The following is a 19,791-nucleotide window of genomic DNA, read 5'->3' on the forward strand; positions in this document are numbered from 1 at the left end:
GGCCCGCCCCACGAGCATCCTCCACGTCGTCGAGAGCGTCGGCGCTGGGGTGATGACCGCGGTCATGGCCCTCGCAGATGCATCTCCCGAGCTCGAGCACCACCTCGTGATCTGGCCGCGACGCGACCACGACGACAACGGGGACAGCCTTGTCGCCCACTTCTCCTCGGTCCACCGGCTGGTCCCGAGCCTGGGTCTGGCCCGTCGTGGCCTGCGCCGGCTGGTCGCCGACCAGCGCCCCGACGTCCTGCACGCGCACTCCTCCTTCGCAGGGGTGCTCGCCCGTTCGATCGACACGGGCACGACCAAGGTCGCCTACAGCCCGCACTGCTTCGGGTTCGAGCGGCGCGATGTCGGGCGCGGCGCCCGGGCTGGCATCCGGGCCGCGGAGCGTGCGCTGGCCCGGCGTACGGACCTGCTGGTCGCCTGCTCGCCGCACGAGGCCGAGCTGGCCCGTGCCAACGGGTACCGCGCCGTCGCGTACGTCCCGAACCGTGCGCTCCGGCCGCCGACGCGTCGGGCTGTGCGGTCGGCCGAGCAGAAGGTCGTCACCGTGGGCCGGATCGGCCCGCAGAAGGACTGGGCCTGGTTCCTCCAGGTGCACCGCGAGTACCGGCGGCGAGAGCCGCAGGGCGGCACCTGGACCTGGATCGGTGGCGGGGACCCGCAGGGTGTCGCCGCACTGACCGCGGCCGGGATCGAGGTGACCGGCTGGCTGCCGCGCGACGAGGTCGTACGCCGGCTGGTCGACGCGACGACGTACGTCCACACGGCTGCGTGGGAAGCGGCTCCGATCAGCGTCCTGGAGGCGGCGGAGGTCGGCCTGCCGATCGCGGCCAGGGCGATCGGATCGTTGGTCAGCCTGGGCGTCCCCGGACTCGGCGTCGCACCGACCGACCTCGCCACGACAGTGCTGAGCCATGCCCTGCCCGACCGCTGGCAGGCGGCCCACGGCGCCTCGCTCGCCTTCGCCTCGGCCCACTCGTCGGCGGATCAGCGGACCAGGCTCCGAAGCGCATATGATGCTCTGCTCATGACATCGTGAGCAGGACTGGACAGCGGGGGGCCGTCGTGTCGGACAGCATCGCGGGGACGACGGCTGCGCCCTCGCGCAACGCAGGGGCGGGCATCCGGCGAGCGGGTGCGCTGCTCTGGCGACGACGCTGGGTGGCCCTGCTGACCTTCGCCGCGGTGGCCAACGCCGTTGCGGCCGGGCTGGTCGTCGCTCCGCGCGAGTACACCGCGAGCGCCCAGGTCGAGGCGGCGTTCAACCATGCCCTCGCCCCGGACGCCGGCACCTACCAGGACCTCGTGGGGACAGTGGCCCACAACGCCTCCTCCCGACCGCTTCTCGAGGCCGTGGCTGCTCAGGTCGGCGGTCGCACGGCGCCGCAGCTGGCCGGCGAGGTGCACGCAGCTGTGCTGCCGGGCACGGTCGTGGTCAAGATCGAGGTCACCGACGCCGATCCCGACCGCGCGGCGCGGATCGCCAACGCCGTCGCGGCCGCGGTCAAGGACGACGACCCGAGCAACGGGGCCTTCGGTCTCAAGGTCTCGGAGACCTCCATCCCGCCCGAGCACCCGAGCGCGCCGAACATCCGGCTGCTCGGCCTCCTCGGAGGACTGCTCGCCCTTGTCTGCGCCCTCGCGGCGGCGGCACTGACCGACCGGATGTTCCGCACCGTCGGCGACCCGGAGGAGCTGGGAGCCGTCACGGGTCTGCCCGTCCTCGGGGTGATCCCTCGACCGTCGGACGCCGATGGGATCCCGGCCGCCGACCCGGAGGCCGATGAGTTCCAGGCGCTGCGCGCGTTGCGGGTCGCTGTCGAGTTCGCCAGCGCCGAGCGCCCGAGCCGACTGTTGGTCGTGGCCTCGGCGTCCCAGGACCCGTGGGCGGGCTGGTTGGCGGTCAACACGGCCAGCGCGCTCGGCGAGGTCGGCCACCGGGTCCTGCTGGTCAACGCCGATCGCGACCGCCGCGTCCACCCTGCGCTCGACGTACCCGGCGAGGACGGCTTGTACGACGTGCTGGCCGGCAGCCGCGATCTCGCCGAGGTGATCCGTGTCGGCCTCCACCCCCAGGTCGATCTGGTGCCTCTCGGGCACGCGCACCTCGCCACCCCCAGCCTGCTCGAGATGCGGTTCCGCGGCCTGCTCGACGAGGCGGAGGATGAGTACGACGTCGTCGTCGTGCACGCCGCGGCGGTGTCGGCGTCCGAGGACGCGCGGATCATGGCCATCCACGGCGCGATGCTCCTCACCGTGGTTGCCGGCCGGGCGAATCCTCGCCACCTGCGTCGCGCCGCCGACCACCTGCGGATGATCAAGCTCCGACTGCTCGGCACGGTCCTGATCGGCACCCGGTCGGTGCACCAGCGCCGTCGCCCGATCCGGCTCACCCCGTCGGTCCTCGAGGACATCCCGAAGGTGTCCGGGCGGGGGACCAGCGAGTGACGGGACGATTGCGGGTCGCCGTCGTCCAGGCGGGCGGCATGCTCGGCGGCGCCGAGCGGTGGCAGCTGAACCTGGCTGACGCCACGGATCGGCTCGAGGTCTCCGGTGTCGCGCTCGGCGACGGCGCCACCGCCGACGCCTGGCGCGACCGCGGCTGGCAGGTCGAGGTCGTCGGCAACCCGGCGCGGCCCACCTCCATGCCCGGACTCGCCCTCGCCGTACGCCGGGCACTGCGCCGCTGCGACGCCGACGTCGTCCTCGCGCACGGGGTGAAGGCCGCGCTCGTCGCCGGCCCCGCCGCCCGAGCGCTGGGCATCCCGTTCGTGTGGATGCGGCACGACTCTTCCTTCCAGGGCCGCATCGCCGGGGCGATCGACCGGTTGAGCGACGCCCAGATCTCGACCAGCGCCTGGCTCCTCGAAGGTGCCACGCCCACCCGTCCGGTGGTGATCAACCCGCCACGGATGGCACCGCCGATGGTCCGTGACCTCGCGCGCGCGCAGCTCGGCCTGCCGGTCCGGTCCGACCGGCCGATCCTGGGCATGGCCGCGCGACTGAGCTCGGCCAAGGGAATCGACGACGCGATCAGGGCCGTGGCGCTGCCGGCTGCGGTGTCGTGGGACCTGGCGATCGCCGGCATCGTCGACCCGAGCGAGCCGGGAGAGGGCGAGCGACTGGCCAAGCTCGCCGCCGACCTCGGGGTCACCTCGAGGGTGCACTTCCTCGGACAGGTCCCTGACGTCGCCGCTGTCATGAGTGCGTTCGACGCGGTCGGCGTGCTGACCCGGCCGACCGAGCAGATGCCGTGGTTCCGCGAGGCGTTCGGGATGGCCGCGCTGGAGGCACTGACCGCCGGCGTGCCGGTCGTCGCGGCGCCTCCGGTGGACGAGCTGGTCGGTGCCGGCGGCATCGCCGTCGGTGCGGGACAGCCGGCCGACGTCGCCGCGGCCCTGGCGCAGCTCGCCGATCCCGCCCGGCGCAGCGCCGTGTCGGAGCAGGCCCGTCGCCGGTCGCTCGAGTTCGCCGATGCGCCGACCGCGGCAGACCGCCTCGTCGACCTGCTGGCGTCCGTGGCCCACCGCCCGGGCGCCGGCGTCCCGGGGACCACGCCGCTGAGCATCGTCACGACGGTCCTCGACGACGCGGACGGGCTGCGCGAGCTGCTGGACCGTCTCGTGCCGCAGATGGGTCCGGCCGACGAGCTCGTCGTCGTCGACGGCGGGTCGACCGACGGCACCCACGACCTCATCGGATCGGCCGGCGAGCGCGACCCGAGGATCCGGTTGATCGTCGAGCCCGGAGCCGGCATCTCCCGCGGTCGCAACATCGGCATCGCCGCCGCGGCCAACGAGCACATCGCCTGTACCGACGCGGGCTGTGTGCCGGTGGCCGGCTGGCTCGACGCGTTCCGGGCAGCGGTCTCCCAGTGCTCGGACGCCTCGCTGTTCACCGGCACCTATCGGGTCGTGGCAGACGCGCCGTGGGAGCGCGCGCTCGCGGCGGCCGGCTACCCGCTCGTCGAGGAGCTGGCGCGGCCGACGCCGCTCGTCCGGGTCTACGGCCGCCTGCTCGGGCGTTCGTTCGACGCGACGATGCCCACCGGGCGCTCCGTTGCCTTCACCCGCGAGGCGTGGCAGCTCGCCGGCGGGTTCCCCGAGCATCTGCAGACCGGCGAGGACGTCACGTTCGGTCGCGCCATCGCCGCCGCAGGCGGACGCGCGGTCCTGGTGCGCGACGCCGAGGTCTCGTGGGCGCAGCGGCCGACGCTGCGGTCCAACCTGACGATGTACCGCCGCTACGGCGAGGGGAGCGGCAACTCCCTCGACCCGCGACTGCTGGGTCGCGACCTCGCCCGGGTCGGCGCCTACTCGACCGCCGCCATGGTCGCCGTCCGTGGGTCACGGACGGCCCGGCTCGCGACGCTCGCCGGCACCGCGGCGTACCTCTCGCTCCCGATGGTGCGCGCGCTCCGCGGCCCGCAGCCGCTGAGGTCTGCGGCGTGGGTGCCGCCCGTCACCGTCGCTCGGGACGTCGCGAAGGCCTACGGAGCCGTCAGCGCGGCCGCCAGGCAGGCGGGTGCCCGTCGATGACCTCCCGGCTCCGCACGGCGCTCTCGGACCTTCCCGCCGACCGGCTTCCGCTCGCCGTCGGGGCGGTGATCGTCGTCCTGCCCTTCGGCAACTACCAGGTGCCGGGTGCCGGGATGTCCCTCATCTTCGTCGTCATGATGGTCCCGGGGTTCCTCGCCGTGAGCCGCATCGTCAACGGCGTGAACCCCGTGCCGCCCTCGTTCGTCCTTCTCGGGCTGGCCCTCGGCATCGTCAGCAGCGTGTTGTCCATGGCGAATGCCGACGACCCGACGCTCGCGGTGCACCTGGTCATCTCCACGGTCGTCGAGGTGGGCTACGCCCTCGCCATCGGGATCTGCTTCGCGGACCTACCCGATCTCGAGCGGTACGCCGTGCCGCTGCTGGTCGTCGTGGCGGCCGTCATCGCCGGCTACGCGCTGAGCGCGGCCGGGTCTCTCAAGGCCGCCGACGGCGGATCGGTCGTCAACGGACGGCTGCTCGGACCGTTCGCCCAGCCCAACGAGCTCGGCATGTTCTGCGCGGCGATGCTGCCCGTCGCGATCGTCTCGCTGACCCTGGCGAGGTCCACCCGGCTGGTGGTCCTGATGAGTCTGTGCGCCATCACGATCGCCGCGGCCTGGGGCATGTCGATGTCGCGCGGCGGCTGGATCGGCGGCGTGTTCGCCCTCGTGTGCCTGGCGATCTTCGAGCCCACGACCCGGCGTACGCTCGGCGGCGTCGCCGCGGTCGTCGCCTCGCTGTGCGTCGCAGCGGTCGTCCTGCCGTCCACTGTCCCGGTCCTCGGCATCATCGGGGACCGGATCAAGTCGCTCGGCGACCCGAGCCAGAATCCGTACGACGCCCGCCCGGCGATCTGGACCGAGGCGTGGCGACAGGCCGCGGAGAGGCCCTGGCTCGGCGCCGGTCCCGGCGGCTACACGCAGGCGGCGTCCTCCTCCGCGAGCGCGGTCTCGGCAGACCCGCCGGCACACGCTCACGACATCTACCTGACCCTGCTCGCCGAGCGGGGCGTCGTCGGTGTGCTGTTCGGCACGGTGGTGCTCGTCGGCCTGGGCCTGGTGGCCTACCACCACATGGTCCTCGCGCCGCAGTTCGGGCTGTCCGCCGGGCGACTGCGGAGCACCTCCGTCGCGGTCCTGGCCGCGCTGACGGCCGTCGGTGTGCACGGGCTGCTCGACATGCCGCTGCGCAATCCGATCGTCGCCGGGTTGGTCTGGACCCTGCTCGGCTTCTCCGTGGCGGCGGAGACCGCGCCATCGGTCCAGGAGGCGCGCTGGCGCCGCTACACGATCACCGCCCCGTCGTACACCACGAGAGCAGGAGTCTTCTGATGGCACGGACCACCGGACAGGAACAGCAGCGACGCGATCGGTTGCGCGCGATCGGGCTGCTCGCACTCGGCCTTGGACTCCTGACGACGTTCGGCTTGCAGTTCATCCTGCTGATGCCGACGACCTACACCGCGACGGCGAGCGTGACCCTGCGGCCGGTCAGCGCCGACCAGACGGCTGACAACGTCGAGCTGAGCGCCCACGGGTACGAGGTGGCGATGGGGACCAAGGAGTTCGCGGCCTCGGTCGCGGAGGCGCTCGACCCGTCCGACCGGCGCCCCGACGTGTCGGTCGTGGCCGCGGCGGACACGGGCACCGCCACCATCCGCATCGCCGCGACGTCGGAGGACGAGGACTTCGCGATCCAGGTGGCCAACGAGGTCACCAAGCGCGGGGTGGCGATGAACTCCGGTGACTCGGTCGCCAAGATGGTCGTGCTCGGGTACGCCGGCAAGGCCGGTGTGACCACGAAGCCACATCGCAAGCTGTACCTCGGGGCCTTCCTGGCGCTCGTGGCCGCGCTGCTGGCAGGCGGCCTCTATCGGATCCGGGAACGCACATGAGCGCGCTGCCCGACGTACGCGTGCTGATGTACCACGGCGTCGAGCGCATGGACAACGAGCGCGACCCGCACGGGATGTTCGTGTGCCCCGACGACTTCGAGCGCCAGATCGGGACCCTCCTCGAGGCCGGCTACACCCCGATCAGCGAGGACGAGTACATCGCGGCGCTCGACGGGGCGTCGGTGCCGCGGGGCTCGGTGCTGATCACCTTCGACGACGGATATCGCAGCGTCGCGGAGCGGGCCGCGCCGATCCTCGACGCTCTCGATGCGCCAAGCGTCCTCTATGTGCCATCGGGTCTCGTCGGTGGCGAGTCGGCCTGGCTCCCCGAGGCGCAACGCCACCCGATCCTCGGCGCCGACGAGCTGGCGGACCTCGCGTCGGTCGGCATGAGCATCGGTGTGCACGGCTACGACCATGCCGACCTGACCTCGCTGGGGGACGACGACCTTCGCCGCCACACCGCCGATTCGCTGGCCGAGATCGGCCGACTGGTCGGACGTGAGCCGCGCTCGTTCGCCCACCCGTTCGGCGCTCACGACAGCCGGGTCCGGCGGGCCGTCAAGGACGCCGGCTACGCGGCGGCTTTCGCGGTCCACGACGCGCGGGGGCCGTACGCCGTTCCGCGGGTGGACGTGAACGCCACCGACACCGCCCTGACGTTCCGGCTCAAGCTGCGCCGGAGCTACCCGCTCGCGCGGCGGATCAGCGGTCGGGTGCCCGGCGTACGCCGTCGGGTGCACGACCTGCTGGGACGGGCGCAGCGAGGCGACGACGACCGGACGCGCTAGTGGTCGGAGCGGAAGTGGATGCCGTCGAGGCAGGCCGTCGTGCACGGCGTCATCGGCACGACCTCCCCGGTGGAGAACACGTCGATCCGACCCATCACCAGCTCGCCGGAGGCGTTGAAGGAGACCACGGGGAAGCTCAGGCGCGACGGCGGCCGGAAGCCCTCGGGCAGGGTCAGCGCCGTGGCAGTCGGGGTGCCGCCGCCGATGCTGCCCTCGAGGTGCACCACGTGGCTGCCGTCGCGGTAGTAGCGGACGGGGACGTCGTCGGTCGTGGCCCGGGCCCAGCCGTTGGTGAAGTCGGCCGCGCGCACCTGACGGTTGGTGTAGGTGTCGCCCTCGCCGGGGCCGTAGGACCGCACCTGCCACCCGTTGGTGGGATGGGGCTTCCCGGCCAACAGCCGAGTGCCCGCCGGCTGCCACGCCACGAGGTTGAAGTCGCCGAGACCGTCGTCGTTGACGAAGTTCAGGCCGGGGGAGCAGGAGACGATCCGGGTCGCGAGCTGGGTGCCGGCGGTGGCGATGGTCGGGGTGCCGAGCTGGATGCCCGGAACGGGCGCTGCCGTGCCGGAGAAGATGGTGCCGCCGGCGATGACGGCGTCGTGGCCCGCCAAGACCACCTGCGCCTGGCTCGCGCCCTCGGCCTCGCAGCCGGTGAGCTGGATGCCGTTGCCCTCCAGGTGCCAGGCGTAGCGGTGGAAGGTGCTCCAGACGTGGCAGCCGATGAAGGTCGTGCCGTCGGCGCCGGGGCTGGTCGTCGCAATGCCGCTGGTCGTCGACCCTGTGGACGGACCGTTCCGAAAGACCGTCGCGCCGGTGAAGATCGAGTCGTGGGGCCCGTTCCACTGGATGCCGCCCCCGAGGCAGTCGCGGACGACGACCGAGGTGAGCCGCGCCTCCATCCCACCGATCTGCTCGTCGATCGCCTCGCTGTGCCGGCTGACGATGCCGTGGCCGCGGAAGCTGCGGATCTCGACCTCGAACGCGGTCCATGCGTAGCCGTGCACGTCGAGGCCGTTGAAGCCGGACCGAGCGCCGTCCAGGGTCAGCGACCGGACCGCGAAGGTGCCGATCTCGTTCGTCGCGGCGCCACCCGTCAGCAGGGACCCGGTCGAGGCGGATCGCAGGATCGTCGCCTGGATGCCGGCGCCCGCGAGGGTGACGTTGGTGTGCAGCCGCAGCGTCCGCACCTTGTAGACACCTGGGGGCAGGAGGATCCGGCCCCCGTGAGCGGGAGCCTGCGCGGCGGCGGCGTCGAGCGCCTTCTGGATGGCCGCGGTGTCGTCGGTGGACCCATCGCCCTTGGCGAGGTAGGGCGACCGCGTGACGTCGATGATCGGGCCACGGGAGGTGGTCGCGGCACGGACGGGCGAGCCGGCGGCGACATCGCCCGCCAGCGCCGCGACCGCCGCAGCCGTGCCCGCGAGCATCCGTCGCCGGGTGGGGCGAAGGGCCTCCTCGGAGGTGAAGTCGCGGCCACTCATGGCGGAAGACTAGGGGTAGATCAGTGTGACAGGCGAGGTCTGCTGAGACAGATGGGACGTGTCGCAGTGTCGCCTGGTCATTTCGAGCGAGACACAACGGGTTGGCGCCGATGAGCGTCGAGACGTTGCGTGCGCGTGTCCTCCTCGGCGCCGAGGCGGTGGCCGCACTCCGTGGCGCGGCCGTGTTGATCGATGCCCGCAGCGCCGAGTTCTGCACCTCGTCGGCGTTCCTGGTCGCGGCCGCCGAGCTGTTGCCCACGACGCCGACAGTCCTGGTCGTCGAGCGTCGGGGCGAGGTCGTCGCAGTGGCCCCCCTCGCGATCGTGCGGCGCTGGCCGGTGACCAGGGTCGGGTTCCTCGGTGGAGAGCACGTCGACTACTGCCGCTTCTTCGCGGTCGACGACGCTGCTGCCCGAGTACTCGGCGACGCCCTCGCCGACTGGTTGGGAACCTTGCGGGTGTGGGCCCTCGATCTCGCTCAGCTCGACCCCGCCGACGCAACGCTGGCGCGGCTCGCCGGCCGATTGTCCGCCGAGCTCACCGAGGGACCTCCGATGCCGCGGATCGAGGACCTGCCGGCGTACGCCATCGGACGGACGTGGCGCAAGCACGTCAGCAGCGCCGCGAACCGGTTGCGTGCCGACGGGCGGGTCGGCGAGGACCTGGTCGTGGCGACGCCAGCCGAGCTCGACCGCTGGCTGCCGCGCATCGTCGCCGTACGCCGGGAGCGCGACCACGGTCAGGGCCGACGCAGCCAGCTCGACGACCCGGCGGTGCTCGCCTTCTACGAGCGGGTGGTGAGGGAGGCCGTCGCTGCGGCGCGCTGCCGGATCCATCTCCAGGTAGTGGACGGCGAGATCGGCGGGTTCTCCACGATCATGATCGACGGCGACATCCACCGGATCTTCGACGGGCGCGTGGCCGAGCACCTGCAGCGGTACAAGGGCGGGATCACGACGAGTGTCCGGTCCGTCCAGGACGCGGTGGCATCCGGCGCACGCACCTACGACTGGCTCCGGGGCGAGTCGGCGGTGAAGTTCGCCAACGCCGAGGTACGGCGTACCTCGCTCGGCGCCGTCTCGCACCCTCTCGTGCGCACGATCGATGAGGTGCGCGCCGACACCCGAAGCAGGCTCAAGGCGATCGTGCCTCGAGAGCTTCTCCAGCAGGCGCGAAGGGTGCTGTCATGAGATTCAGCGGTTGCGCCGGATCAAACCGGGCCTGCGAGAGCACTAGTGGATCAGGGTCGGTCGGCAATATCGGGCGAACCGGCTGACTTGGGGGAACGAGTGGCATCGAGGAAGGTGGATCGCGCGCCGACGCTGTTGGCGACCGCGCGCCTCGACCCGGACCTGGTGGTCGACGAGGCGCGGACGGCGCGCGATGTCGCGCGGATCCTGCGTGAGGTCGATGGGCGCGCCTGGGCGCGCCGGCACGGGATCCGCACCGCCGACGTCGTGGCCAGCGATCCCGACGGCGGGTGGCTGGTCAGCCGCCGCCTGGTCGATGTGCCGATCGAGTCGGAGGGGTTCGTCGAGGCCGCGCTGGAGACCGCGCTACGGATCCAGGGTGCGCCCGACCCCGGGTTCTCCGACCCGGCCGACGGGTGGCGGGCGAGCCGACGGGGCCTGCCCTGGCGCGTCGCCCGGATCATCGGCGCAGGCATCGACCCACGCCACTTCGCTGCCGAGCGCGCGGCCTTCTCGGCCCTCCCGCACGACGGCGCTGTCCACAACGACTTCCACCGCGGGAATGTCTTCAACCTGTCCACCGATGGCGGTCCGGTCGCGGTGATCGACTGGGACCTGATGACGACCGGGCCGCGCCATCTCGACATGGTCCAGCTGATCGTCGATCTCGACGAGCACGACCTCGCGCTGCATGCCTGGGAGCTCCTCCTCTCGGTCGCGGCGCCCGAGGCGCGTGCGGCACTGGCGACCCAGCTGCGGTGGATAGCGGTCCGCACCTATGCCAGTGCGCTCCTCGAGCCCAGGGCCGAGGTCGACCGGTCCAGGCTCGCGCGGCGGCGTCGGCGGTGGATCCTGGCCCGCTCGTGGGCCGACGACGTGGGAGGTGCAGCATGACGGGCGAGGTGGGCGTCGGGCGACGTACCTCCGGCGCGGTGGTGGCGCTCGTGCTGTCCGAGGTGCTCGGCAAGATCGCCACCTTCCTCCTGCTGCTGCTGGCGGCCCGGATCCTCGGCCTGCGCGAGTTCGGGGTGCTGACCTTCGGGTTGAGCATCGGCCTGCTCCTGTCCGTCGTGCCGTCGCTGGGCCTTGATGCACGGGTCCTCCAGCTGGGCAGCCTGCAGCCGGAGCGCCTCGACCGCCTCTACGGCGCACTGGTGGCGATCCGCACCGTGCTCTCGGTCGCGGTGATGGTGGTGGTGTCCGTGGTCACCATGGCCGTGGAGGGGCTCTCCGCGACGACGGCGACTGTCATCCTGCTGGTCGCCGGCTCGCTGCTCGACCCGTTCAATGATGCGTGCCGTTCGGCCTGCGGGGTCCTGCAGAAGCAACAGGGTCCCGCCATGGTCATGGTGGTCCAGCGGTTCGCGACCTTCGGCCTCTGCATCGGGTTCGCCGCGGTGAGCGGCACTGCCTGGGCCGCCGCCCTCGGCTACACGCTCGGCTCGATCCTCGGGGTCGCGGGCATGTTCGCCGCTGCCCGGCGGGCGGGGTCGCGCGCCCGCATGCGCGGGTCGCGCAGCGAGGTGCGCGAGATCCTCAGAGCGGCTCCGGTTCTCGGCCTGGAGGCCGTGTCGACGATGGGCCTGTTCCGGATCGACGCAGCGCTCGTCGCACTGCTGCTGGGCACGGTCGAGGTCGGCATCTACAGCGTCAGCTACCGGATCTTCGAGACGATGCTCTTCGTCAGCTGGAGCCTGTCGCGCGCGTTCGTCCCGGTGATCGCGAGTCGGCCGGACGACGTCGAGCACCTGCAGCTGTGGAGCCGACGCTTCCTCGTCGTCGTCGTGGGCATCTACCTGCCCTACGCCACGGTGCTGGCGGTCCGCGGTGACGATCTGGTCGGGTTCCTGTTCGGATCGGCGTACGTCGAACCTGGGCTGATGCCGTCGCTGGCCGCGGCGCCGCTGCTCTTCGGCATCGCCTATCTCGCCGGCTCGGTGCTGGTCGCCCGACGCCCCGACCCACGGGTCGTGGTCGCGAGCATCGCCGCGCTGGTGGTCAACATCGGTCTCGACCTGGTGCTCCTCCCGGCGATCGGGATCATCGGCGCCGGCATCGCGACGACCGCCGCGTTCATCGTCCAGGGGGTGATCCTGGTGCTCGCGCTGCATCGCACGGTCGGCTCGTTCGGGTCGGTCCGGAGCTTGGCTCCTGTCGTCCTCGCCTCGGCGGTGGCGGGTTGCATCGCCGTGCTGATCGGCCCGGTCCTGCCGGCGCTGGTGGCCGCCGGCGTCGGCTACCTGCTCACCTGGGGCGCTCTTGGCGCCGTGCTCGAGCCGGCGTTGATCACCGAGCTCAAGCGCGTCCTGCGCCGTCGCGCGCCGGCCCCCGCGTGGGGAGAGGTCGGTTGATGATGCGACGTCACGCACCTGCTTTGTTAGGGTTACCTGATCTGGCCATGTGGCCGCTGGGGGGTTGAGAAGATGAAGCGCACCGGGCAAGCCGTTCTTGCGGCCCTTCTGATCGCTGGGGGAGTGCTCAGCGTGTTGCTGCTGCACTCGGGCGGAGCGCATCGGCGTACGTCGACGTCTCCGGACCCGATCGCGCCCACCGCGCGCACAGCTGCCGCGCCCACCACCGTGTCTCCGGGGTCCGGCAGCGACTACGTCGCCGTGGGCGTCGTGCGGGACCGCCGGGGGCGGCCGGTCGCGGGCGCCAAGGTCTCGGCGGGCTACACCTCGTGCGTCGACGGGTGCGAGACGGTGTCGCTCGGCTGCGCACTGACCGACAGGTCGGGTCGCTACAAGCTCAAGGTCGATGTCGACGACAGCCGGCTGGCCTACGTCGTGGCCACGGCGGGCGGCTTTGCGACGTCGGGACACCATGACCTCGGCGCGGGCGACTTCACGCTCCGGCGCAAGCGTGAGGCGCCCCCGGTCGACGGCCGCTTCTGGGTCGCCTCCGGCACGGTCGTCGGGCACGACGGACGACCTGTCGTCGGCGCGCGTGTCCTGGCCGGTTACCAGAAGTGTGCGGCCGGCGGCTGCCACACGGTCGCCGTCACCTCGGCGACGACCGACGCCAACGGGCACTACGACCTCTACGTCGGCAGCGATGGATCGCAGATCCAGTACCTCGTGGCCAGAGCCCGCGGGTTCCGCCCCTCACCCCACACCGACGTGAAAGCCTCGGACTTCCAGCTCCTCCGCCGCTCCTGAGCCGTCGAGTACCGTTCGGGCGTGCTCCCGTTCGTCCTCGCCTCGGCGTCCCCTGCTCGACTCAAGACCCTGCGCGGCGCAGGTCTCGACCCCACCGTGATCGTCTCCGGGGTCGACGAGTCGCAGGTCGACGGCCTGCCGGCCGGTGAGCTGGCGCTGCGGCTGGCCGAGCTCAAGTGCGGGGCCGTCGCCGCTCGGCCCGAGGTCCCCACGGACGCGCTGGTGCTCGGCTGCGACTCGGTCCTCGAGCTCGACGGCCAGATCCTCGGCAAGCCCTCGGACGCTGCCGATGCCACGGCCCGCTGGCAGGCGATGCGCGGACGCTCCGGCGTGCTGCACACCGGCCACTGCCTGACCGACACGGCGAGCGGTACGACGCGCTCCGCGTCCGCCGCCACCACGGTCCACTTCGCCGAGGTCACCGACGCCGAGATCGCGGCGTACGTCGCGACCGAGGAGCCCCTGCACGTCGCGGGCGCGTTCACCGTCGACGGGCTCGGCGGCGCCTTCGTCACCCGGATCGAGGGCGACCACCACAACGTGGTCGGTGTCAGCCTGCCGTTGCTGCGCGACCTCGTGCGGCGTACCGGCCACGAGTGGACGGCCCTGTGGGCGGCACCTCGCTGACGCGCCGCCGTCTCGGGACCGTCGCGTCATGGCTGTGCGCCATGGCGCTCCTCGTCCTCCCTGCCGCCGCGTTCTCGGCTCCCTCGCCCAGCGCCCTGAAGGGCCGCCACGTCCATGCGCTCGCCGACCCGGCCAAGGCACCGAAGGTCACCAGCGGCACCTACCTCGTCGACCTGCCCGCCAAGCGGGCGACGTACCTCCGTCTCGCGCGGACCGCGCCCGGCACCACGCTCCACATCGGCGGTCAGCTCGTCGGCCGGGGTGGCTCGACGGGGGAGGGCTTCGGGCTCGGGCTCGGGGTGCGACCGGGCTCGTCGGACTGCGGGCAGGCGATCACCTTCCGGCCGACGCAGGGTGAGACCGCGCCGGTGCTGTACGCCGCCACCGCGACCTGGACCCTCGACACGACGCATCCGTGCACGACCTCGTCGACGATGTACCTGCGGATCGCCGTGCCCGACGACCCGGCCGACGCGGGCCGGCCGCTGCAGCTGCGGATCTACGAGGAGCCGCCGCTGGACACGACCGGTCTCTCGGTCCTGACCACCCCGAGCCCGCCCACCTGGGCGCCGCTGACCCCGACCAAGCCTCGCGCGGTCGAGCCGGCGCACGTGGTCGACACGGCGCCCGTCGTACGACCGGGGACGTGGTCGTTCACGATTCCCGCCGGGGTGTCGGACTTCCTCGCCGTGCCGCTCGACTGGGGCAACACGCTGCGTGTGCAGCTCGACACCGACCTGCCGCCGGCCGCCTCCCACGTGGACCCCGGGCTCGAGCTGCACGTGCTCGGACCGCTCCTCGACGTCGCCGACACCGGGGGGCTCGGTGCCGACACCGACATCGGGCACACGTCGGGCGGGACGTCGAGCGGTGCGTGGAGCACCGGCGCGATGGTCTCCAAGATCTCCTACGCCAACCGGAACCTGGTCGACGTGCGCGTGCGGGGCGCGTCGCTGGCGGGCATGCACTACGTGGCGATCAGGTACGACCCGGCCGGCGGCAGCGCGCCGCTCGACGTAGGCCTCACGGTGCATGTGGACCAGGGTGACGCCGACTCGCCGCTCTACGGCCGAGTGGCGGGCGTCGAGCCGCCCGTCGCCCGCTCGCGCCTGGTCGACGGCACGCTCCCGGCCCTGAACGTCGGCCTCGCGCAAGGTCCCGGCACTGACCAGAACGCCCCGCTCGTGGCCGAGAACGACTTCCCGTGGGGGTGGGTGATGCTGGTCGTCGCGGGGCTGGCGGCCTTCGGTCTGCTGGTGATCCGCCTGCACGAGGCCTCGGTCGAGAGCAGCAAGAAGCACTACCACGGCAAGCACCGCGGGCGAGGCCACCACGGTCACCAGGACCACCGGCACTAGAGCCGATCCTCAGCGCTACAGGCGGCCGAGGGCGGCGCGCAGCGGGTCCAGGCCGAGCGAGCCGAGGTCCAGGGCCGCCGTGTGGAAGGCCTTGAGGTCGAAGGCGTCGCCGTGTCGGTCCTGGGCATCGGCGCGCGCGTCGAGCCAGATCCGCTCGCCGACCTTGTACGACGGCGCCTGGCCCGGCCAGCCGAGGTAGCGGTTGACCTCGAACCTGAGGCTGCCGTCGTCCATCCGCGAGTGGGCGCGCATGAACTCCAGGACCCGGTCGGCGTCCCAGGTCTCGCCCACGCGCCAGCCCCACGGGTTGTCCGGGACCTCCAGGCCGAGGTGGACACCGATGTCGACGATCACCCGCGCCGCCCGGAAGCCCTGCATGTCCAGGAAGCCCAGCCGGTCGCCCGGGTCGGCGAAGTAGCCGAGCTCGTCCATCAGCCGCTCGGAGTAGAGCGCCCAGCCCTCGCCGTGGCCGCTGACCCAGCACAGCAGGCGCTGCCAGCGGTTGAGGAGGTCGGCACGGTGGACGGCCTGTGCGCATTGCAGGTGGTGGCCGGGGACGCCCTCGTGGAAGACCGTCGTGGTCTCGCGCCAGGTCGAGTAGATCTCGTGGTCGTCGGTGAACGAGAACCACATGGTTCCCGGGCGCGAGAAGTCCTCGGTGGGCGGGTGGTACCAGGCGCCGCCGTCGTTGGTCGGCGCCACCTTGCAGGCGATCTTCTTGATCGGGTCGGCGATGTCGAAATGGACGCCGTCGAAGCTGGCGATGATCTCGTCGGCCCGCTGCTGCATCCAGGCCCGGAACGCATCGCGCGAGCCGAGGTCGCGGGCGGGGTCCTTGTCGAGCGCCGCCACGGCGTCGTCGACGCTGCCCCCGGGGACGATGCGGTCGGCCGTCGCTGCCATGTCGTCCTCGATCCGCTTGAGCTCCTGCCAGCCCCAGGCGTAGGTCTCCTCGAGGTCGACCTCAGCACCGAGGAAGTAGCGGCTGGCCAGCGCGTAGTGCTCGCGCCCCACGCCGTCGTGCTCGCGGCCCTGCGGGTGGAGCTCGCCCTCGATGAACCGGCCGAGGTCGGCGTACGACGAGGAGGCCAGCCGTGCCGCCTTCGCCAGCTCGTCGCGCAGGTGGGCCGGAGCGGCGGCGACGACGCCGGCGAAGTAGTCCCCGGCCTTGCCCTCCTGGCCGGTCCAGCCGCGGATCTGGGCCGCCACCTCGGCGTACTGCCGCTTGGCGCAGACGTTGCCCTTGCCGGCCTCCTCGAGCAGCGTGGTGCGATAGTCGTCGAGGGCTGGGGGGATCGCACTCAAGCGCCTGCCGATGTTCGCCCAGTCGTCGTCGGTCTCGGTCGGCATCACGTCGAAGACCTCCCGCATCGCGTGGGCGGCGCTGCTGATCACGGAGATCTCGGCGCGCTCGATGCCCGCCTCCGCCCGCGCCACGGCCAGGCCGACCCGCTCCAGGAACGCGTCCTTGGCGACCTGCTCGCGCTCGTCGGTGGCCTCGAGCGCCGTCACGTCGGCGAGGGCCTTGCGCTGCAGCTCCTCCATCGCGTCGAACCCGGCGGGGGAGAGGTCGGGCAGCTCCCCGTCGTGACCCGGGATGCCGGTGAACGTCGCCGTGATCGGGTCGAGGGCGGCGTACTCCTCGACGTAGCGGTCGGTCCGGGCATCGACGGGTCGGCTCATGAGCACCAACCTAGAACCCGCTTCCGACACCGTGGAACCGGATTTGTCGCTTCACTCGTCCTATGACTGTGAAGAGTCGACTGCGCGCTGGTGTCGCTGTGCTGGGGCTGGCCGTCGTGATGGCCCTCGTGCTGGCGGGGTGTGGCAAGCCCGGTGAGCACCACGCCCGGGCGCCGATGCCGCCGGCCGGACCCATCAAGGCCGTCACGTCGTACGGCGTGCAGGTCACCGTGCCCGCCGGCTGGGGTTACGACTACGCCGTGAGCCGGCCGGACTGCATCACCCGCGACGGTGACTACGCGCACGACAGCTGGGCGGTCGGGGTGCCGAGGGCGCCGTACGTCCAGATCGGGTTGATCGACCGGGTGGTGCTCGACATCGCCTGCATGCCGAAGCTCCCCAAGGACCTGCCGAAGGTGTTCGGCGCGCTGCCGTTCGACCTCTGGCAGCCGTACGTCGAGCTCGACCGCCGCGACCTCGCGCTCGGCGCTGACGGCTCGTGGAGCTACCGCGGCTGGACGCTGACCCGCGCGACCGTCGGGCGCGCCTCGATCTCGGTGCTCGCGCCGCCGGCGTCGCCGTCGCTGGGCGAGCAGGTCCTCGCGAGCGCGCGGAAGGTCAGGCGTGACCAGAACGGCTGCACGACGCGCGCCCCGGGTCGGCTCACCCGCTCCCACCGTCCGTCGGGCGATCCCGTGCCGCCTCCGAGGCAGGTCACGGTGGCGGTGTGCTCGTACGACCGCACCGTGCCGGGGCGTCCTCTCCTCGCCGCCTCGCGGCTGGTCACGGGGAAGCCGGCCTCGGCGCTCGTCCGGGCCATCCGCTCCGCGCCTTCCGGCGGTGGCCAGGACCGCCCGTCCGACTGCATGACCTCGATGCACGGTGACCAGGCGCTGGTCCTGCACTTCCGCGTCTCGGGCGGCTCGCTCCCCAGCGATCCGCAGGCCTACGTCTACTCCGACTGGTGCGTCGGCAACGGCATCTTCACCTCCACCGGCCGCTTCGCCCTGACCCGGGCCGACTGCCTCCCGCTGTACGCCGAGCCTCCGGTCCGTCTCTGGTCCACCCAGGGCAACCTCGCGCCGCTCTGCATGCGCTAGACCGAGAGCGTCCCGAAAGGCAGAAGGTCCCCGGCACCGAGGTGCAGGGGACCTTCTGGAACAGCTGGTGTCAGCGAGGCAAGCCGGAGGCACGCCACGCGCCGCGGCCGGCGGCCAGCGCACGACCGGGGGCGGCCCGGTGCTGGCGGTGCGGTGCGGCCCAGAGCGACCTGGCCGGCTCGGGAGCCGCCTCGCCGCCACCCATCGCGGCGAAGACCGCGACGATGGCCGCGACCTCCTCCGGCGTGGTGCTCGGCGTGATGATGCGGAGCAGCGGCTGGGTCTCGGCAGGCTCGACCACAGGCTCCTCCGTCCCGACCTCGACGTCGTCGCTCACAGCGGGATGTTCCCGTGCTTCTTCGGCGGCAGGCTGTCGCGCTTGGTCTTGAGCAGGCGCAGCGCCTTGACGACCTCGGCGCGCGTCTCGTGCGGCTTGATGACGCCGTCGATGTAGCCGCGCTCGGCCGCGATGTACGGGTTGGCCAGCGTGGTCTCGTACTCGTCGATCAGCTCGGCCCGACGGGCCTCGACCTGCTCGGCGGAGGCGCCGCTGTCGGCCAGGTTCTTCAGCTCACGGCGGTGGATGATGTTCGCCGCGCCCTGGGAGCCCATCACCGCGATCTGGCCGGTCGGCCACGACAGGTTGATGTCGGCGCCCAGGTGCTTGGAGCCCATCACGTCGTACGCACCGCCGTACGCCTTGCGGGTGATGATCGTGACCATCGGGACCGTCGCCTCCGCGTAGGCGTAGATCAGCTTGGCGCCGCGACGGATGATGCCGGTGTGCTCCTGGTCGGTGCCCGGGAGGAAGCCCGGGACGTCGACGAAGGTCAGCACCGGGATGTTGAACGCGTCGCAGGTGCGCACGAAGCGCGCGGCCTTCTCGGAGGCGTCGATGTCCAGGCAGCCGGCGAACTGCATCGGCTGGTTGGCGACGACGCCGACGGAGCGACCCTCGACGCGGCCGAAGCCGACGATGATGTTCGGCGCGAACAGCGGGTGCACCTCGGTGAACTCGCCGTCGTCCAGCACCGTGGTGAACACGTCGTGCATGTCGTAGGGCTGGTTCGGGGAGTCCGGGATGAGCGTGTCGAGTGCGAGGTCCTCGTCGGAGGCCTCCAGGGAGGCGACGTCGTCGTACGCCGGAGCCTCGTCGAGGTTGTTCGACGGCAGGTAGGACAGCAGCGCCTTGGTGTACTCGATGGCGTCCTCCTCGTCGGAGGCCATGTAGTGCGAGCAGCCCGACTTGGTGTTGTGGGCCCGGGCGCCGCCCAGGTCCTCCATCGAGATCTCCTCACCGGTGACCGTCTTGATGACGTCCGGTCCGGTGATGAACATGCCCGAGGTCTTGTCGACCATGATCGTGAAGTCGGTGACGGCGGGGGAGTACACGTGGCCACCCGCGCAGTTGCCCATGATCAGCGAGATCTGCGGGATCACGCCGGACGCACGGACGTTGCGGCGGAAGATCTCGCCGTACAGGCCGAGCGAGACGACGCCCTCCTGGATGCGAGCACCGGCGCCCTCGTTGATGCCGACGATGGGCGAGCCGGTCTTCATCGCGAGGTCCATGACCTTGACGATCTTCTCGCCGTACACCTCGCCCAGGGAGCCACCGAAGACGGTGAAGTCCTGGGAGAAGACGCACACCTGGCGGCCGTCGACGGTGCCGTAGCCGGTGATGACGCCGTCGCCGTAAGGGCGGGTCTTCTCCAGGCCGAAGGCCGTCGAGCGGTGGCGGGCGAACTCGTCGAGCTCGACGAAGGATCCCTCGTCGAAGAGCATCTCGATGCGCTCACGGGCGGTCTTGCGACCCTTCGCGTGCTGCTTCTCCTGCGCCTGGGCGGCGGGAGCGTGCACGGCGTCCTCGGTACGACGGTCGAAGTCGGCGAGCTTGCCGGCGGTGGTGTGCAGATCGATCTCGGGCTGCTGATCGGGCTGGGCGGTCACGTTGCCTCCTTGGGT

General features: G+C 71.9%; 17 protein-coding genes. 13 read left to right on the top strand and 4 right to left on the bottom strand.

Annotated elements, in window-relative coordinates:
* Window positions 1-52: 52 nt before the first annotated feature.
* The 6 genes from ACYVJ3_RS13455 to ACYVJ3_RS13480 are packed head-to-tail and all read left to right on the top strand — an operon-like array spanning window position 53 to window position 7,229.
* Complete coding sequence (locus ACYVJ3_RS13455; protein ID WP_460853638.1) at window positions 53-1,045, top strand: glycosyltransferase; 993 nt, start codon at window positions 53-55, stop codon at window positions 1,043-1,045.
* Window positions 1,046-1,071: 26 nt separating this feature from the next.
* Window positions 1,072-2,454: a hypothetical protein gene (locus ACYVJ3_RS13460; protein WP_460853537.1), complete on the top strand. Its 1,383-nt coding sequence runs from the start codon at window positions 1,072-1,074 to the stop codon at window positions 2,452-2,454.
* A complete protein-coding gene (locus tag ACYVJ3_RS13465) occupies window positions 2,451-4,544 on the top strand; it encodes a glycosyltransferase (RefSeq protein WP_460853538.1) in 2,094 nt (697 codons plus the stop codon). Before ACYVJ3_RS13460 ends, ACYVJ3_RS13465 begins: the two co-directional genes overlap by 4 nt.
* The gene (locus ACYVJ3_RS13470; RefSeq protein ID WP_460853539.1) at window positions 4,541-5,875 is read left to right on the top strand and encodes an O-antigen ligase family protein; all 1,335 of its coding nucleotides are present in this window, start codon (window positions 4,541-4,543) and stop codon (window positions 5,873-5,875) included. Before ACYVJ3_RS13465 ends, ACYVJ3_RS13470 begins: the two co-directional genes overlap by 4 nt.
* Complete coding sequence (locus tag ACYVJ3_RS13475; RefSeq protein WP_460853540.1) at window positions 5,875-6,438, top strand: hypothetical protein; 564 nt, start codon at window positions 5,875-5,877, stop codon at window positions 6,436-6,438. The genes ACYVJ3_RS13470 and ACYVJ3_RS13475 overlap by 1 nt, the downstream gene beginning before the upstream one ends.
* Complete coding sequence (locus ACYVJ3_RS13480; RefSeq protein ID WP_460853541.1) at window positions 6,435-7,229, top strand: polysaccharide deacetylase family protein; 795 nt, start codon at window positions 6,435-6,437, stop codon at window positions 7,227-7,229. The genes ACYVJ3_RS13475 and ACYVJ3_RS13480 overlap by 4 nt, the downstream gene beginning before the upstream one ends.
* Here the strand turns inward: ACYVJ3_RS13480 and ACYVJ3_RS13485 are convergent.
* Window positions 7,226-8,710, bottom strand: coding sequence for a glycosyl hydrolase family 28-related protein (locus ACYVJ3_RS13485; protein WP_460853542.1), 1,485 nt, complete (start codon window positions 8,708-8,710; stop codon window positions 7,226-7,228). The genes ACYVJ3_RS13480 and ACYVJ3_RS13485 overlap by 4 nt on opposite strands.
* A 110-nt stretch (window positions 8,711-8,820) precedes the next feature.
* On the opposite strand from ACYVJ3_RS13485, the gene ACYVJ3_RS13490 reads away from it, so the two are divergent.
* The 6 genes from ACYVJ3_RS13490 (at window position 8,821) to ACYVJ3_RS13515 (ending at window position 15,043) form a co-directional block, all read left to right on the top strand.
* Window positions 8,821-9,900: a GNAT family N-acetyltransferase gene (locus ACYVJ3_RS13490; RefSeq protein ID WP_460853543.1), complete on the top strand. Its 1,080-nt coding sequence runs from the start codon at window positions 8,821-8,823 to the stop codon at window positions 9,898-9,900.
* Window positions 9,901-10,014: 114 nt separating this feature from the next.
* Window positions 10,015-10,794: a phosphotransferase gene (locus tag ACYVJ3_RS13495; RefSeq protein WP_460853544.1), complete on the top strand. Its 780-nt coding sequence runs from the start codon at window positions 10,015-10,017 to the stop codon at window positions 10,792-10,794.
* Window positions 10,791-12,251, top strand: coding sequence for an oligosaccharide flippase family protein (locus ACYVJ3_RS13500; protein WP_460853545.1), 1,461 nt, complete (start codon window positions 10,791-10,793; stop codon window positions 12,249-12,251). The genes ACYVJ3_RS13495 and ACYVJ3_RS13500 overlap by 4 nt, the downstream gene beginning before the upstream one ends.
* Before the next feature lie 132 nt (window positions 12,252-12,383).
* Complete coding sequence (locus ACYVJ3_RS13505; RefSeq protein ID WP_460853546.1) at window positions 12,384-13,058, top strand: carboxypeptidase-like regulatory domain-containing protein; 675 nt, start codon at window positions 12,384-12,386, stop codon at window positions 13,056-13,058.
* Between the two features lie 21 nt (window positions 13,059-13,079).
* Window positions 13,080-13,685 (top strand): Maf family protein, encoded by a 606-nt coding sequence (locus tag ACYVJ3_RS13510; RefSeq protein WP_460853547.1) that lies wholly within the window; start codon window positions 13,080-13,082, stop codon window positions 13,683-13,685.
* A gap of 41 nt (window positions 13,686-13,726) precedes the next feature.
* Window positions 13,727-15,043 carry a hypothetical protein gene (locus ACYVJ3_RS13515; protein ID WP_460853548.1) on the top strand — a complete coding sequence of 439 codons (1,317 nt, stop codon included), beginning with the start codon at window positions 13,727-13,729 and terminating at the stop codon, window positions 15,041-15,043.
* Window positions 15,044-15,058: 15 nt separating this feature from the next.
* On the opposite strand, the gene ACYVJ3_RS13520 is transcribed toward ACYVJ3_RS13515, so the two are convergent.
* Window positions 15,059-16,726, bottom strand: a complete 1,668-nt coding sequence (locus ACYVJ3_RS13520) for a DUF885 domain-containing protein (protein ID WP_460853549.1) — start codon at window positions 16,724-16,726, stop codon at window positions 15,059-15,061.
* Window positions 16,727-16,788: 62 nt separating this feature from the next.
* Between ACYVJ3_RS13520 and ACYVJ3_RS13525 the strand changes: the two genes are divergently transcribed.
* Window positions 16,789-17,826, top strand: coding sequence for a hypothetical protein (locus tag ACYVJ3_RS13525; protein WP_460853550.1), 1,038 nt, complete (start codon window positions 16,789-16,791; stop codon window positions 17,824-17,826).
* Between the two features lie 70 nt (window positions 17,827-17,896).
* Here ACYVJ3_RS13525 and ACYVJ3_RS13530 read toward each other — a convergent pair whose 3' ends face one another.
* Together ACYVJ3_RS13530 and ACYVJ3_RS13535 are read right to left on the bottom strand one after the other, a co-directional pair.
* Window positions 17,897-18,163: an acyl-CoA carboxylase epsilon subunit gene (locus ACYVJ3_RS13530; protein WP_460853551.1), complete on the bottom strand. Its 267-nt coding sequence runs from the start codon at window positions 18,161-18,163 to the stop codon at window positions 17,897-17,899.
* Window positions 18,160-19,776 carry an acyl-CoA carboxylase subunit beta gene (locus ACYVJ3_RS13535; RefSeq protein ID WP_460853552.1) on the bottom strand — a complete coding sequence of 539 codons (1,617 nt, stop codon included), beginning with the start codon at window positions 19,774-19,776 and terminating at the stop codon, window positions 18,160-18,162. Before ACYVJ3_RS13535 ends, ACYVJ3_RS13530 begins: the two co-directional genes overlap by 4 nt.
* Window positions 19,777-19,791 lie beyond the last annotated feature (15 nt).

It is taken from the genome of Nocardioides montaniterrae, assembly GCF_054782655.1.